The organism is Nonomuraea fuscirosea (assembly GCF_003001935.1).
Lineage (GTDB): Bacteria > Actinomycetota > Actinomycetes > Streptosporangiales > Streptosporangiaceae > Nonomuraea > Nonomuraea fuscirosea.
This window is the reverse complement of record NZ_PVNG01000033.1, coordinates 70,077-84,442: the sequence shown is the minus strand read 5'-3', so window position 1 is coordinate 84,442 and position 14,366 is coordinate 70,077. Positions and strand designations below refer to the sequence as shown.

General features: G+C 70.0%; 11 protein-coding genes and 1 pseudogene. 7 read left to right on the top strand and 5 right to left on the bottom strand.

Annotation, left to right across the window (positions count from 1 at the left end; translation table 11 throughout):
* Positions 1 to 198 precede the first annotated feature (198 nt).
* Complete coding sequence (locus tag B0I32_RS50740; protein ID WP_219912437.1) at positions 199 to 2,025, bottom strand: M14 family metallopeptidase; 1,827 nt, start codon at positions 2,023 to 2,025, stop codon at positions 199 to 201.
* A 183-nt stretch (positions 2,026 to 2,208) separates the two neighbouring features.
* Here B0I32_RS50740 and B0I32_RS60625 point away from each other — a divergent pair.
* Both B0I32_RS60625 and B0I32_RS60620 read left to right on the top strand, forming a co-directional pair.
* Positions 2,209 to 3,141: pseudogene (locus tag B0I32_RS60625) on the top strand (ATP-binding cassette domain-containing protein); the annotation flags it as partial.
* 87 nt (positions 3,142 to 3,228) lie between these two features.
* On the top strand, positions 3,229 to 3,990 hold the full coding sequence (locus B0I32_RS60620; protein ID WP_245956657.1) for an ABC transporter permease: 762 nt from the start codon (positions 3,229 to 3,231) through the stop codon (positions 3,988 to 3,990).
* 72 nt (positions 3,991 to 4,062) lie between these two features.
* Here the strand turns inward: B0I32_RS60620 and B0I32_RS50730 are convergent, their stop codons facing one another.
* Positions 4,063 to 7,164: an AfsR/SARP family transcriptional regulator gene (locus B0I32_RS50730; RefSeq protein WP_106252074.1), complete on the bottom strand. Its 3,102-nt coding sequence runs from the start codon at positions 7,162 to 7,164 to the stop codon at positions 4,063 to 4,065.
* A 150-nt stretch (positions 7,165 to 7,314) separates the two neighbouring features.
* On the opposite strand from B0I32_RS50730, the gene B0I32_RS50725 reads away from it, so the two are divergent.
* Both B0I32_RS50725 and B0I32_RS50720 read left to right on the top strand, forming a co-directional pair.
* A complete protein-coding gene (locus B0I32_RS50725) occupies positions 7,315 to 8,193 on the top strand; it encodes a hypothetical protein (RefSeq protein ID WP_146178622.1) in 879 nt (292 codons plus the stop codon).
* Positions 8,194 to 8,311: 118 nt separating this feature from the next.
* The gene (locus B0I32_RS50720; protein WP_106252071.1) at positions 8,312 to 8,665 is read left to right on the top strand and encodes a hypothetical protein; all 354 of its coding nucleotides are present in this window, start codon (positions 8,312 to 8,314) and stop codon (positions 8,663 to 8,665) included.
* Here B0I32_RS50720 and B0I32_RS50715 read toward each other — a convergent pair.
* Positions 8,655 to 9,521, bottom strand: a complete 867-nt coding sequence (locus B0I32_RS50715) for a TIGR03619 family F420-dependent LLM class oxidoreductase (RefSeq protein ID WP_181308692.1) — start codon at positions 9,519 to 9,521, stop codon at positions 8,655 to 8,657. The two genes, B0I32_RS50720 and B0I32_RS50715, sit on opposite strands and share 11 nt — an antisense overlap.
* A 110-nt stretch (positions 9,522 to 9,631) precedes the next feature.
* On the opposite strand from B0I32_RS50715, the gene leuE reads away from it, so the two are divergent.
* Positions 9,632 to 10,330: a leucine efflux protein LeuE gene (leuE, locus tag B0I32_RS50710; protein ID WP_106252068.1), complete on the top strand. Its 699-nt coding sequence runs from the start codon at positions 9,632 to 9,634 to the stop codon at positions 10,328 to 10,330.
* A 213-nt stretch (positions 10,331 to 10,543) separates the two neighbouring features.
* Complete coding sequence (locus tag B0I32_RS50705) at positions 10,544 to 11,185, top strand: VC0807 family protein (protein ID WP_106252066.1); 642 nt, start codon at positions 10,544 to 10,546, stop codon at positions 11,183 to 11,185.
* Here B0I32_RS50705 and B0I32_RS50700 read toward each other — a convergent pair.
* Positions 11,093 to 12,058, bottom strand: coding sequence for a hypothetical protein (locus tag B0I32_RS50700; RefSeq protein ID WP_106252065.1), 966 nt, complete (start codon positions 12,056 to 12,058; stop codon positions 11,093 to 11,095). The genes B0I32_RS50705 and B0I32_RS50700 overlap by 93 nt on opposite strands.
* Before the next feature lie 34 nt (positions 12,059 to 12,092).
* A complete protein-coding gene (locus B0I32_RS50695) occupies positions 12,093 to 13,340 on the bottom strand; it encodes a sensor histidine kinase (RefSeq protein WP_106252064.1) in 1,248 nt (415 codons plus the stop codon).
* A 391-nt stretch (positions 13,341 to 13,731) separates the two neighbouring features.
* On the opposite strand from B0I32_RS50695, the gene B0I32_RS50690 reads away from it, so the two are divergent.
* Positions 13,732 to 14,352, top strand: coding sequence for a DedA family protein (locus tag B0I32_RS50690; protein WP_106252062.1), 621 nt, complete (start codon positions 13,732 to 13,734; stop codon positions 14,350 to 14,352).
* The last annotated feature ends 14 nt before the right edge of the window (positions 14,353 to 14,366 follow it).

Here is a 14,366-nt window from a genome sequence, read left to right as displayed (position 1 = left end):
GGTGTCTGCGCGAGTAACCTTGCTGCGGATGTCAGGATTTGTCCGATTGAAGATTACTTTTAGGAAAGTTTACTAAGAGTTGCCGTGATCGTAGCTTTGACAGTCCGTCCTTACAAGACCCAAAAAGACTCCGCCGCACGGGACCGAAATCCCGTGCGGCGGAGTGGGTGATGCCGGGTGCTCCGGGTGCTCGTTCCGTTACGGCTGCTGGGTGATCCTGACGTCGTCCACGCCGGCCTCGACCAGGGAGGCGCCCGAGGCGTCGGCGGCGTCGATGACGATGCGGACGGTCTGGCCGGCGAACGCGTTCAGGCTCGCCGTGGCCGTGGCCCAGGCGCCGTTGCGGTTACTGGCCGCGCCGGCCTGGTTGAGCACGGTGGCCGTGGTGCTGCCCACGACGCGGACCCGGAGGTAGTCGGCGCTGCTCGAGTTCGAGCCGTGCGCCAGGTACCAGGAGAGCGACAGGTTCAGCGCGCCCGTCGAGGGGAGCGTGATCGGTGGCGACTGGATCGAGGTGACGCCGCCGTCGATGTCGTAGTCGCCCGCGGACGAGCCTGCCAGGCGGCCGGTGACCAGGTCGTTCGTGCCGCTGACCGTGGTGCCGAGCTGCTTGGCGCCGCTGGAGGTGGTCGCCGCGGGATCGCCGCGTTCCCACACGCCCGTGGTGGCCGTGTCGGCGCCGTTCGGGTCGACCGTCCAGCCGGTCGCCGTCTCGAACGTGTCGGAGTAGACGGTCACCGGCGGGGTGCCGGTGCCGCAGTACTGGGCCTCCTTGCCGATGATGCGGTAGACGCAGTCCGAGTACTCGAGGAAGCGCAGGACCGCCTCCCTGTTACGGGTCGTCTGGGGCACGACCTGCTCGTCCGGCGGGTAGAAGCCGGGGCTGGAACCGGTCGGGTACATCTCGAAGGTGAAGCTGAAGATCTTGTAGACGCCCCACAGCCAGTCGTCGATGGTGCCGTCGGTGATGTAGAGATCGCTGGCCTGCTGCGGCGTGTAGCTGTTGGTCGAGGCCATGTTCTGGCCCAGGGTGGCGTGGGCGTTGCGGTCGTCCGCGGTCAGGCCGGGCGCGGTGTCGTTGAAGGTGTAGCCGTAGGGCCACAGGACGAGTTCGCTGTAGGTGTGCCAGTCGATGTGCGCCTTGATCTGCTGGACGCCGCCGACCACCCGGCCGCGTACCCAGTCGGCCGCCGCCTTGACCTCGGGCGCCGACTCGGCGTTCGCGCCGCGGTAGGTCTCGCTGGAGGTCGATCCGGACGAGCCGCCGCAGCAGCCCCAGTTGTAGGCCCAGTTGCGGTTCAGGTCGGTGCCGACCGCCGAGGAGCCGGAATTGGGCTGGCGGTTCTTGCGCCAGGAGCGGTAGCTGCCGGTGGCGATGTCGTACTCGCCGCCGTCCGGGTTGAGGTCCGGCATGATCCAGATCTCCCTGGTGTTCACCAGGTTCGTGATCCGCGCGTCGGTGCCGTAGCCGTCGGCCAGCAGGCGCATGATGTAGAGCGCCATCTCGACCGTGAGGTGCTCGCGCGCGTGCTGGTGCGCGGTGAACAGCACCTCGGGCTCGTTCTCGTCGGTGCCCACGTTGTCGCTGATCTTGACCAGGCGCAACTGCCTGCCCTCGTACGAGGTGCCGTAGTTGCTCTGGCTGACAATGCCCGGATGGGCCGCGACGATGGCGTTGATCTCCGCGTTCATCTCGGCGTAGTTGTGGTACGCGGAGTCCGCCGGCGGGAAGTCAAACCCGTCGACGGACGGGGGTGTCGGGCGCGGCTCCTCCGACACCCGGTAGCCCAGCCGCCTGATCGCGGAGACCTCGGCTTCCGTGGCCGTGACCAGGACCGAGTCCTTGGCCACCTCTTCGATGGCGGCGCCGGTCGCCGCCACGGAGCTGCGCTGCTGCGCGTTCACCGGGCCCGCCACCCGGTACTGCTTGTTCGGCGGCGGCTCGGCGGCGGCGCCCGCCCCGGTCATGCCGGTCAGGCCGACCAGGCTGAGGGCTGCCAGCAGGATGACTAAACGGCGTTTCACCTCGTCCTCCCCAGGCGCTCGGGCTCGGGTGTCAACCGGCGCCTGAACGAAGAGTGATGACGTTGGTTGCCGTAGGAAAGGCCCAAATTTCTGGACATGTGTTGATCTGCGGGGCTATGGCCTGACAGCGGCTGACAGGTGCGTAACAGGCGGATGCCAGCGCGGCCCGGCACCGTAACCGGCATGAAGTACGCGATCGAAGCCGAAGGCCTGGTCAAAAGGTACGGCGGCAAGGCCGCCCTGGACGGCGTCGACCTGGCGGTCAGGACCGGCACGGTGCTCGGCGTCCTCGGGCCCAACGGCGCGGGCAAGACCACCGCCGTGCGCGTCCTGGCCACCCTCGTCGTCCCCGACGCCGGCCGGGCCGTGGTCGGGGGCCACGACGTCGTCCGCCGGCCTGCCAGGGTGCGCGAGCTGATCGGATTGACCGGCCAGTACGCCTCCGTGGACGAGCAGCTCACCGGCACCCAGAACCTGCTGCTCATCGGCCGCCTGCTCGGCCTGTCCAGAGCGGCGGCCAGAGCCAGAGCCGCGGCACTGCTGGCCCGCTTCGGCCTGGAGGAGGCGGCCGGCCGGCCCGTCGGCGGCTACTCGGGCGGCATGCGCCGCCGCGTCGACCTGGCCGCGAGCCTCGTCGGCGAGCCGCGGGTGCTGTTCCTCGACGAGCCCACCACCGGCCTGGACCCGCACGCCCGCGGCGAGCTGTGGGAGGTGGTCAAGGAGCTGACCGCGAGCGGGGTGACGGTGCTGCTGACCACCCAGTACCTGGAGGAGGCCGACCAGCTCGCCGACGACCTGCTCGTCATCGACCGGGGCCGGGTGGCCGCCTCGGGCACGCCCGCCGAGCTCAAGGCGCTGGCGGGCGGGCACCGGCTCGACGTCAGGCCGCTGCACGCCGCCGACCTGGAGAAGGCCGAGCGGGTCCTCGGCGTGCCGGCCGCCGGCGGTCTGCTGAGCGTCCCCGTGCACGATCTGGCCGTGCCGCCCGCCCTGCTGCGGCGGCTCGACGACGCGGGGGTGGTGCTCGCCGAGCACGCGCTGCGGCTGCCGTCCCTGGACGACGTCTTCCTCACCCTGACCGGAGAGCCGCGAACCCCGGCCGAAGAGACCCCCGCCCCGACCGGAGAGGGCCGAACACCGCGGATTCTGACTGGAGGGCCCAACTCCGACCGGAGAGACCCGGATTCTGACTGGAGAGTCCCGATGATCACCGCACTGTCCCAAGGGCTCACGCTGGCCTGGCGCAGCCTGATCCCGCTGAAGAACAACCCCGGGCAGTTCGCCGGACTGCTCTTCCAGCCCGTTTTCATGATCGTCATCTTCGTCTACCTGTTCGGCGGCGCGGCCGGCGGGGATCGGGCGGACGCGGTGGCGTACATGCTGCCCGGCGTCCTCGTCCAGGTGGCGCTGATGGCCACCATCAGCACCGGCATGAACCTGGCCACCGACATCGGCAACGGCGTGTTCGACCGGTTCAGGACGATGCCGATCGCCCGGTCCGCGCCGCTGACGGGCCGCGTCCTGGCCGACCTCCTCACGTTGCTCATCACGGTCGCGATGTCGCTGGCCGTCGGGTACGCCGTCGGCTTCCGCGTCACCACCGATCCGTTCAGCGCGCTGGCCGGGATCGGCCTCGTCCTGGTCATGGCCCTGGCGCTGAGCTGGGGCTCGGCCTGGATCGGGCTGGTGGCCAAGTCGGTCACCTCGATGCAGGGCATGGCCACCGCCGTCCTGCTGCCGCTCACGTTCGGCAGCAGCGCCTTCGTGCCCGCCGGCGACATGCCCGGCTGGCTGAGCTGGTGGATGGGCGCCAACCCGGTCTCGCACCTGGCCGGCGCCGTGCGCGGGCTCCTGGGCGGCGGGCTGGAGGCGGCCGACGTGGGGATCACGCTCGGCTGGACGGCGGCACTCCTCGTCCTCTTCGTCCCGCTCGCCCTCCGCGCCTATAACAGGCGGATCCGCTGATCAGCTCTCTGTTTCTGCAACAGGCGAATCCACTGATCAGCCCTTCGTGCCTGTAACACGCGGATCCGCTGATCAGCCCACCATCGCGGCCAGCTCCCGCTGGGACATGGCCGCGCCGTGGGCGAAGCACTCGGCGAAACGTGCCTCGCCCAGCGCGGCCCTGGCCGCGCGCGTCCCCTCGGCGGTCTCGGGCAGGTCGTCGGGCAGCTCGATCGCCGCCGCGGCCCCGAACAGCACCGCCGCTCGCTCCTGGTCGCCCCGTGCCTGCTCGGCCAGCCCGAACCCGGCCAGCACCGCCGACAGCAGCGGCCGGTCCTGGTCGCGCCGGCCGAGCGCCTTCAGGGCGGCGCGGTGCTGCTCCATGGCCGCCTCCACGTCGCCGCTCAGCGCCAGTGCCCGGCCGTAGGAGGTGTGCAACATGACGGTGAACGGCACGACCGGCACGACCTCGGGCAGCAGCTCGAACAGGCTCCGGTAGCGGGCCAGCGCCTCGTCCACGGCTCCGCGGCGGCAGGCGTGCAGGGCCTCGGTCTGGCCGAGCAGTAACCGCGCGTACGCGGCCGTCTCGCCGTCCACTCCCGCCCTGGCCCTGGCCAGGTCCGCGCCCGCCCCGTCCAGGTCGCCTCCCCTGGCGCGCAGGTCCGCCAGCCTGACCAGCGTGTAGATCGCCTCGTCGCCGCTGACCCACGCGCCGGTCAGCGACCGCGTACCGGCGATCAGGTCATCGGTCGGGGCTCCGCGGGACGCCCGCAGCTCGGCCAGGCCCAGCAGCGCCTCGTTCAGGCCCCAGCGGTCGCCGAGCTTCCTGAAGCCGGCCACCGCCCGTTCCAGCTTCTCCTCGGAACGCGCCGGGCCGCCGACCATGAGCGCCGAACTGGCCAGCCAGAGATCGTCGCCGGCCGCGTACGAGTCGAGCAGTTCGGTGGCGCGCTCGTCGAACCCGGCCATGGCCGCCGTGACGGCCCGGCCCAGCCGCAGCAGCGGATGCACGGGACCCTCCCGCTCCGCCGCCTCGATCAGCCGCTCGGTCGACTCCCACAGCTCGATCAGGCCGTCCCTGTCGTCGCTCAGCTCGCCGAGCCCGTCCACGCCGCAGGCGAACGCGCAGGCCGCGTACGCCTCGGCCAGGCCGGGCGGCGGCGTGTCACCCGCCAGCTCCAGCACCTGGGCGGCCCACGCCGCGCTCTCCCCGCGATAGCCGCACATCCACCAGTACCAGTTCAGCCCCGCGCACAGCCGCAGCGCCAGCTCGGTGTCCCGCACGTCGAGCGCCCAGCGCAGCGCCGCGGCGAAGTCGTCGCGCTCGGCGGCCAACCGCTCGACCCAGCCGATCTGCGCGTCCGTCCGCAGCTCGGGGGTGGCGCGCTCGACCAGGTCACGCAGGTACGCGGCATGCCGCCGCCGGTAGGCGCCCGCCTCGCCCGACTCCTCCAGCCGTTCGAGCGCGTAGGCCCTGATCGTCTCCAGCATCGAATAGCGACCCTCGGACGAGACCTGGACCAGCGACTTGTCCGCCAGCGCGCCCAGCACGCCGGCCGCTCCCGCGCACACCTGCTCGACGGCCTCCAGCGTCGCCCCGCCCGCGAACACGCCCAGCCGCCCGGCCAGCGCCCGTTCCTCGTCGTCGAGCAGTTCCCAGCTCCACTCGACCACGGCCCTCAGCGTCTGCTGGCGCGGCAGCGCGGTCCTGCTGCCGCCGGTGAGCAGCCGGAACCGGTCGTCGATCCGGTCGGCCAGCTGCCCGGGGGTCATGGTCCGCAGCCGCGCCGCCGCCAGTTCGATGGCCAGTGGCATCCCGTCCAGCCTGCGGCACAACGCCACCACGGCGGCCACGTTCGCCGCGTCGAGGGCGAACCCCGGCCTCGCGGCGGTGGCCCGGTCGAGCAGCAGCCTCACGGACGGGTACGCGCCGGCCGCCTCGGCATCGGCGCCGAGCGGCGGCGCTTCGAGCGGCGGCACCGGGGCCAGGTGCTCGCCGGGCACGCTCAACGGCTCCCTGCTGGTGGCCAGCACGCGCAGCTCCGGGCACTCCGTGAGCAGCCGCTCGGCCAGCACGGCGGCGGCCTCGACGAGGTGCTCGCAGTTGTCCAGAACGAGCAGTGCCCGCCGCCCCGCCAGCGTCGCGGCGACGGCCGCGACGGGGTCCTCCTCCACTGATCCCCCGTAGCGCGAGGGATCCTCCCGCAGGCCGAGCGCGCCCAGCAGCACCCCCGCCACGTCTTCCGGCTCGCCGGCCGAGGCCAGCTCCACCATCCACACACCGTCGAGCCCGCCGGCGCCCATCCGCAGCGCGACCTCGGTCGCCAGCCTGGTCTTTCCCGCTCCGCCCGGCCCGACGAGCGTCACCAGCCTGGCCTGGGTGAGCAGGCCGGACAACTGCTCCAGCTCCGTTTCCCGCCCGATCAGCCTGGTACGCGGAACCCGAACGTTGCCCGCACTCCCCACCACGCCACCCGCACGGACGGCCCTCGCCTGAACGTCTCCCCAACCGGCACCACCGAACGGCCCGACAACGGCTCCGGAGACGACGGCGAGGTGAGCGGCACGCAGCTCATCACCCGGATCGACCCCGAGCTCATCGGCCAGCGTCCGACGGGTCCGCTCGTACAGCTCCAGCGCTTCCGCCTGCCGTCCTGACGCGGCCAGCGCCCTCATGGCCAGCGCGCACAGCCGCTCGCGCAGCGGGTGCGCCGCCACCTCCGCGCTCAGGTCGACCGGCAGCCCTGCTGCCAGCCGCTGCCCGGCCCGCGTCTCGACGGCGGCCAGCCGCTCCTCCTCCAGCCGGGCGGCCACGTTCGCCAGCCGGGGCACGGCGAGCAGATCGGCCAGCGCGGGCCCCCGCCACAGCTCCAGCCCCTCCCCCGCCGTGCGCCGGAACAGCAGCGCGTCCACATCCTCGGCCCGCACGCTCAGCGCGTAACCACCCGGCCTGCTCTCCACCACGTCGTACGGCCGCAACGCCGCCCGCAGCCGCTTGACCAGCGTCTGCAACGCGTTGGGCCCGTTGACGGGCGGATCGTCCGGCCACAGGGTGTCGATCAGCCGCTCGGAGGTGACGGTGTGCCCGGCTTCGAGCGCCAGCACGGCCAGCAACGCCCGCAGTCGCAACCCTTTGACGACGATCGGCCCTCCGTCGCCCTCGACCTCCAGGGGGCCCAAGATGGATATCCGCACATGTCACATTCTGCCGTGCCACCTCCACCACCTGGCACGCGACTTTTTCTTACACCCGGTTGAATAATCCTTCCACTTGACCCTGCGGACGAACATGAGAACGACAAGAATTCGTCAAAAGGGCGCGCCGAATCGCGATAACGTCCCCGCATGCCAACCGCACAACACGAAGGGCTCCACCGCATATTTCGCGACAATCCGGAGCTATACACTCGCGCATTCGAGATGATCGATATTAAATTGCCCGTTCCGCAGGAGATCGCCGTCATAGATACGGACATGACGGAAATTCTCCCCATCGACCGGAAAGCCGACACGGTGGTGATGTTCCTCCTCGAACAGGAGGAAAGGCACATCATCATCACCGAGGCACAGCTCCGCGAAAGTGAGCAAAAGGTATCCTCCTGGGCCCACTACATCAGCTACGCGCACAGCAAGTACAAGTGTCCAGTGACACTCATGGTGACCTGCGCGGACACCGGAACGGCGACCTGGGCTCGTAAGGCACACCCCATCGGACTCGTGGACCACCCTTCCCTGGTCGTCAGCCCGATCGTGTTCGGTCCCGACAACGTCAAGGCGATCACCGACCCGGAGGAGGCGACCGAGAACGTGGTTCTGACCATGTTCTCAGCCTTCTGCCACGTAGAGTCGCCGGAGGTGAACGACATACTGAAGGCCCTGGACCACGCCCTGCACAAGATCGACCCGGAAACAGCCGGAGAGCTCGCCCTACAAACCGAAATAGGCCTAGGAAAGACCAAAGCCACACAGATCTGGAGGGACCTCGTGCAAGCAAGCGCCTACCGATTCAGGTCAGAGTCCGCACAAGAGTACATCGCCGAAGTCGAGGCCAAGGGGGAGGCAAAGGGCGAGGCGAAATCCATACTGAGGATCCTCGACAAGCGGGGCATCCCAACGGACCAGGCGTTCCGTGACAAAATTATGGAAACCACCGACATCGCCCTGCTCGAAGACTGGATCGATCGGGCCCTCGACGTCACCACCGCCGAAGACATCTTCGAGTAGCACCACCGGCCTGGATCAACGCCCCAACCGTGCCTGCCACCAGGCCCCCACCACGCCCCCTCCCATTGATCCAGGCCCCATCAGGCAGCAACGCACAAGACGGACCCGGAGGAACTTCGTGCACCCAGGCGCCTTCCTCTTCAGATCTGAGTCCGGACAGGTGTACCTCGCCGATGTTGTCGCCAGCGCCTTCGCAAGAGGCTATGCGAGGAGCTACACGAGATATTTTCCGGAGGATTACGAGAAGACTTATGCAGAAGGCTACGCGAGGGGCTATGCGGGATTCGTGCTGAGAGCCCTTGAGAAGCGGCGCATCCCCATCGATGAGCCCGTCCGTGACAAGATCATGAAAACCACCGACCTCGCCCTCCTCGAAGACTGGCTCACGCGTACCGTCCACGCCATCACGCTCGAAGAGGTCTTCGAGGAGGAGGCGCCAGACGGCACTCCCTCCCCCGACGTCACGAAGTAAGGACCTCCGCGAGGCGTTCGACCAGTTCGTCCGCGCCCGTCTCCATCGGGTGCCAGAGCACGTGGTCGGCGCCCAACTCCCGGGCCTGTACCAGGTCCCCGGCCACCTGCTCCGGTGAGCCGGTCAGCGGGGCGCGGTCGGTCAGGGGACGGTCCGTGACAGGGCCGTTGACCTGGAAGACCAGCGGGCCCGGACCCTTGCCGTACGCCTCCACGGCCTGCCTGGCCTGGTCCCAGTCGAACACCACCACCACGATCCCCATCCCGAGCGCCGCCGCGCGCTCGATCGCCGCCGGCGCCCCGACGCCGGCCAGCAGGGTGAGGCCGGACGGCGAGGGCTTCGGGCCGATGTCGGCCTCCGGGATCGAGTAGAAGCGGCCGGAGAAGCTCACCGGGTCAGGGCCCCAGCACGCCTGCATGGCCTGGACGTGCTCCGCGAAGCCGGCCCCGCGCCGCTTCACGGGTACCCCGGCCGCCTCGAACTCCTGCTCCATCCAGCCCTGCCCGAGCCCGATCATGGCCCGGCCGCCGCTGAGCCGGTCGAGGGTGGCCAGCCGCTTGGCCAGCACGACGGGGTTGTGGAACAGCGCGTCGACGACGCTCGTGCCGAGGCGGATCGTGCTGGTCCTGGCCGCCACGTACGCCAGCGTCTCCAGCGGATCGAGGACGCTGCCGTAGGAGTCGGGCAGCGGCACCGGCTGGTCCATGCCGAGCATGCGTGCCTGGGCGGGGCGCAGCAGCCGTTCGAAGGTCCATACCGCGCCGAGGCCCGCCTGCTCGGCCGTCTGCGCCACGCGGGCGATGTGCTCAGGGTCGACGTCGCCGCCGGTGACGGGGAGGCCCATTCCGAGATCCATTGCGTGCTCCTTTCCCTGTGTGCCCATGTTGACCGGTGGGCGGCAGGAAAGTCATCGCTCCTCACGCGCTACCGTGATTTGTCACCAGTTCTTCTGCGGGAGCAAGCGGCATGTTCTTCGGCATCATGGATTTCTGGGCCTACGTGGTCGGCGCTTTTCTGATCATCCTGCTGCCCGGCCCGAACTCCCTGTACGTCCTGTCCCTCGCCGCCCGGCGCGGCGTCCGTCAGGGATACCGTGCGGCGGCGGGCGTGTTCGTCGGGGACACCGTGCTGATGGTCCTGTCCGCCGCCGGGGCCGCGTCCCTCCTGCGGGCCAATCCGCCGTTGTTCGCGATCGTCAAGTACGCGGGCGCGGCGTACCTGGCCTGGATCGGGTTCCAGATGATCCGGGGGGCCTGGAGCGCCTGGCGGGCACTACCGGCCGCGGGGACGGAGGCGAAGGCGGGGGCGCAGGCGGCGACGGCCGACCAGGCTCAGGCCGCGGTGACCGAGGAGGAGCTCAGGGCACGGCCGTTCCGTAAGGCGCTGACGATCAGTCTGCTGAACCCGAAGGCGATCCTGTTCTTCGTCTCGTTCTTCGTCCAGTTCGTGGACCCGGCCTACGGCAACCCGGCGCTGTCGTTCCTCATCCTGGGCGCGGTCATCCAGATCTTCAGCTTCCTCTACCTGACGGCGCTCATCTTCGGCGGCACGTACCTGGCCCGGCAGTTCCGCCGTCACAGCCGGCTGAGCGCCGGGCTGACCTCCGGCGTGGGCGTCGTCTTCCTGGGATTCGGCGCGAAACTGGCCACCACGTCACTCGGATGAAAGACGCATTCAAGGCGTATCTGTTTTCGTGGAGACAGATGGAACGAGTCAAAAGAGGCAGTCCCACCTTCTCGCCTCGGGTACGGTAGGCCACCGGCGTGCTTCCCGGGACAACGGCGATGACGCCTCGGTGACATCCAGCCATCCATCTGGAAAGCCTGGTCCCCCGAAGCCCGGGTAGACGTCGATCGTCGGCCTATCTGCGGAGCAACCTTGAACCATCCACAGGTCACTCTTCCACGCCTCACCGCGCTCGCCCGGCAGGCCGCTCCCCGGCTGCTGGAGGGCGTGGTGGCCCCCCTCGCCGTGTTCTACCTCGCCATGGTCGTCCTCGGCTTCAAGTGGGCCCTCGCCCTGACCGTCGCCTGGGTCTACCTCGGGGTGGCCTGGCGGCTGGTCAGGCGGATCAAGGTGCCCGCCACGATGTACCTGGCCGCGTTCGCGATCACCATCAGGGCGGTCGTGGCGTTCTGGACCGGCACCTGGATGTGGTTCTTCATCCAGCCCGAGATGGGCACGATCTGCATCAGCATGGCCTTCCTCGCCTCCGTGCGGCTGAACCGGCCGCTGGTGCAGAAGCTGACGCTCGACTACATCCATCTGCCGTCGGCGGTGCTCAAGCACGAGCGGGTACGCAGGTTCTTCGCCAGGATCACGCTGCTGTGGGCGTTCGTGCTGCTGATGAACTCGACGCTGAGCATCTTCCTCGCGGTCTACGAGTCGCTGGGCGGCTCGCTGGCCGGCTTCATGATCATGCGTACGTCAGCGGTGGCCGTGATCAGCGGTGCTGCGATCACGTTCTCCGTGCTGGCGTTCAAGCGGCTGCTGCACCGGCTGCACGTCTCGCACGCCTGACCGTTCCACCAGCAGGAACGCCCCGCACATCCCCATGACCAGCCCGGTCAGCATGCCGAACAGGTCCACCAGGCCGCCCGCGCCGCCCGCCGAGAGCGGCCCGCCGACGGACTTGACGATCATCAGGTAGAGGCCCCAGCCGAACAGCGTGCCCGAGCCGAGCCAGACGAGCACGAGCGGCCGCCAGAACGGGCCGCCGCCGCGCCGCCGTACGACCGCCACGAGCGCGACGGCTCCGGCGATGGCGAGCAGCCCCTTCAGCCCTTCCTGGACGAGCACCGCCGCGTCCGCGCCGAACGCCTCCGCGAGCTTCGCCGCGCCGATCGCCACGGCCACCGGCAGCGCGCCCCAGGCGAGAACCTCCTGCAGCGGCCGGGTCGGGCTGGGGAAAGGCTGGTTCACGGCCGTGGTGAAGACGCCGGGCCAGCGGTCGCGCGAGTAGAGCACGAAGGCGATCATGAGGCCGACGGCCTGCCCCACGAACCCGCCGTAGACCATCATGTAGATCCACGGCGCGATGGGCCCGCCCCCGAAGACCTGCAGGCCGGAGATGACCGCGATGACGGGCGCGGCCACGGCCACCACCGACAGCAGGCCGATGCCCACCCAGAGCGGCAGCAGCACCAGCCAGGCGGGCAGCCGCAGGCCCCAGCGCATCGTGAACGACAGCGCCAGCAGCAGGGCCACGACGTCCATGCCGAAGGTCATCGCGTTCATCCCGACCATGGCCGGGTCGTTCATCAGGCCCGGCTCGCTCAGGCCGATGCTGCTGCCGGTCAGCCAGAGGATCTTGAGCGTGAGGTAGGGCAGCATGGCGGCGACCGCCACGATGGCGGCGGTGAGGCGGCCGATGCCCGGTCCGTGTGTGTTCATGCTCCGAGCCTCGTGTGAACGGCGGCCGGTTCCCTCACGACCGGTGGGGATCCTCCTCCCTCTCATGGGGGAGCTCATGCAGGAGGGTCACGGTCTCGTGCGGATGGGTCGCGGTCTCGTGCGGGAGAGTGACGGTCTCGTGCGGAAGGGTGACGGTCAGTTCGAAGCCGTCGCCGTACGGGCCGGCGGTGAGTGTGCCGCCGGACAGCCGTACGCGCTCGCGCAGCCCCGCCAGCCCCAGCCCGCCGGAGCGCGCCGTGGGCCTGGAGCGCGGCGGCTCGTTGCGGACGCGGATCCGGTGCGGGGAGAGCGTGACCTCGACCGCGGCTCCCGGGGCGTGCTTGGCGGCGTTGGTCAACCCCTCCTGGACGACGGCATGGACCAGGGCGGACGCGGACGGGTCCGTGGACCCGTGCAGGGTGATCGACATGCCGGAGTCCGCGGCGCGGCGTACCAGCTCGGAGACGTCCTCCCCCACCGGCGCGAGCGGCGCGGCGTCGGCGTCGTCACGCAGCAGCCCGATGATCTGGCGCAGCCGCTCCGTGGCGTCCGCCGCCGCGACGCGCAGCTCGCCCGCGGCCTTGACCTGGGCGGGCGCGAGGCCGGGGGCGAGCTCCAGGCCGGCGGCCCTGACGGCGATGAGGGCCAGGTCGTGGCCGAGTGAGTCGTGCATGTCGCGCGCGATCCTGGCCCGCTCGCGCAGCCTGGCCTGGGCCTCGCCGGACAGCCTGGCCTGCTGCCGCTGGTGCAGCAGCCGGCGGCGCAGCAGGCCGAACAGGTAGGGGACGAGGTAGGTGCCGGTCAGCGCGGTGACCATGGACACCCACAGCGCCAGGTCGCCGCCCTGGGTCAGCACGACGGCCACGCCGACCAGGGAGATGAGGCAGAACGCCACGAGGGCGGGCCAGAGCCGGACCATGCGCCGCCCGGTCAGGAACGCGTACCAGATCACCACCATCGACGACGGCAGCAGCGGGAAGATCTTGACGTTGCGCCGGGGCAGCAGCCAGCTCAGGTCCACGGTCGCGAACCCCTCGGTGAACCGCCACGGCCCCATCGGCAGCAGCAGCACCAGCGCGGCCAGCGGATAGCGCCGGCCGACGTAGACGGCCACCGCCGCCAGCCCCAGCCGGGGCACGGTCACCCGGGCGAACGCCGCCGCGTCGCGGTAGACGGGGTCGGGCCCCATCGCGATCACCAGGACGCAGAGCAGGACGAAGAGCAGCAGGTCGTAGCTCACCTGCTTGCGGTTCTGCCGGCGGGGGACGTGCGGACGCTTCACGCAACCGACGTTATCCGCGCGCCCGGGTACGCGGAGCCGCCGGAAGTCGGGTGCCACCCCTGACGAAAGTCAGGGTGGGGTGCGGACCACTGCCGAGGTAGGGCTAACCCCACCCGGAAACCGCCTACCTCCACTCCTGTTTCCGCCTGCGGAAACGGGTTTGATCGGTGGTGTCATCCGGAGGTCGCGGGCCCGCCCCTGACGAAAGTAGGGGGTGTCGCGTGCCGATCGTCCGATGTGCCGTGACCTGCGGAGTTTCTACCTTCATGGGGTACCGGCCCTGACCGGAGTAAGGGAAAGGGCCGCGTTCGACCGGGGGCATCCCCGATGTCCGCGGACCGCCCGCACCGAGACGCTGTGTGGGTGCCCTAAACGATCGGAGTACACACTCATGTCGCACGCCATCCTCGACCTGGTCGAGCAGGTGATGTCGTCACCGTGGTTGTACGTCGCGCTGTTCGCCCTGGCGTTGCTCGACGGGTTCTTCCCCATCGTGCCCGCCGAGACGTCGGTGATCACGGCCGGGGTGTTCGCCGCCACCGGCGAGACCAACCTGGCCCTGGTCATCGTGGTCGCGGCGCTCGGCGCGTTCGCCGGTGACCACATCTCGTACCTGATCGGCAACAGGTCGGCCGGCCGGCTGCGGGACAAGAAGGCGTTCATCTGGGCGCGCGGCGCCCTGGCGGAGCGGGGCGGGCTCGTCCTGGTCGTGGCCAGGTACATCCCCGGCGGACGCACCGCCACCACGCTCACCATGGGCGCGGTGAGGCATCCACTGCGCTCGTTCACCTTCTTCGACGCGATCGCGGCCGGCTCGTGGGCGGTGTACTCCGGGCTGATCGGCTTCTTCGGCGGGATGGCGTTCGAGAACGACCCGATCAAGGGGCTGCTGCTCGGCCTCGGCATCGCGCTGTCCGTCACCGCCGTGGTGGAGATCGTGCGCTGGGTGCGGAAACGACGCGCCGCCATCCAGGTTTCCCCGGAACGCCTTCCTGCGGACACGTCCGTTTGACCCTGCCTGGCAAC

Bases quoted from the DNA above. Each gene is read 5' to 3' on its own strand.
- B0I32_RS60620 (WP_245956657.1), top strand. From the start codon at position 3,229: ATGATCACCGCACTGTCCCAAGGGCTCACGCTGGCCTGGCGCAGCCTG.
- B0I32_RS50725 (WP_146178622.1), top strand. From the start codon at position 7,315: ATGCCAACCGCACAACACGAAGGGCTCCACCGCATATTTCGCGACAAT.
- B0I32_RS50715 (WP_181308692.1), bottom strand. From the start codon at position 9,521: ATGGATCTCGGAATGGGCCTCCCCGTCACCGGCGGCGACGTCGACCCT.
- leuE (WP_106252068.1), top strand. From the start codon at position 9,632: ATGTTCTTCGGCATCATGGATTTCTGGGCCTACGTGGTCGGCGCTTTT.
- B0I32_RS50700 (WP_106252065.1), bottom strand. From the start codon at position 12,058: ATGAACACACACGGACCGGGCATCGGCCGCCTCACCGCCGCCATCGTG.
- B0I32_RS50690 (WP_106252062.1), top strand. From the start codon at position 13,732: ATGTCGCACGCCATCCTCGACCTGGTCGAGCAGGTGATGTCGTCACCG.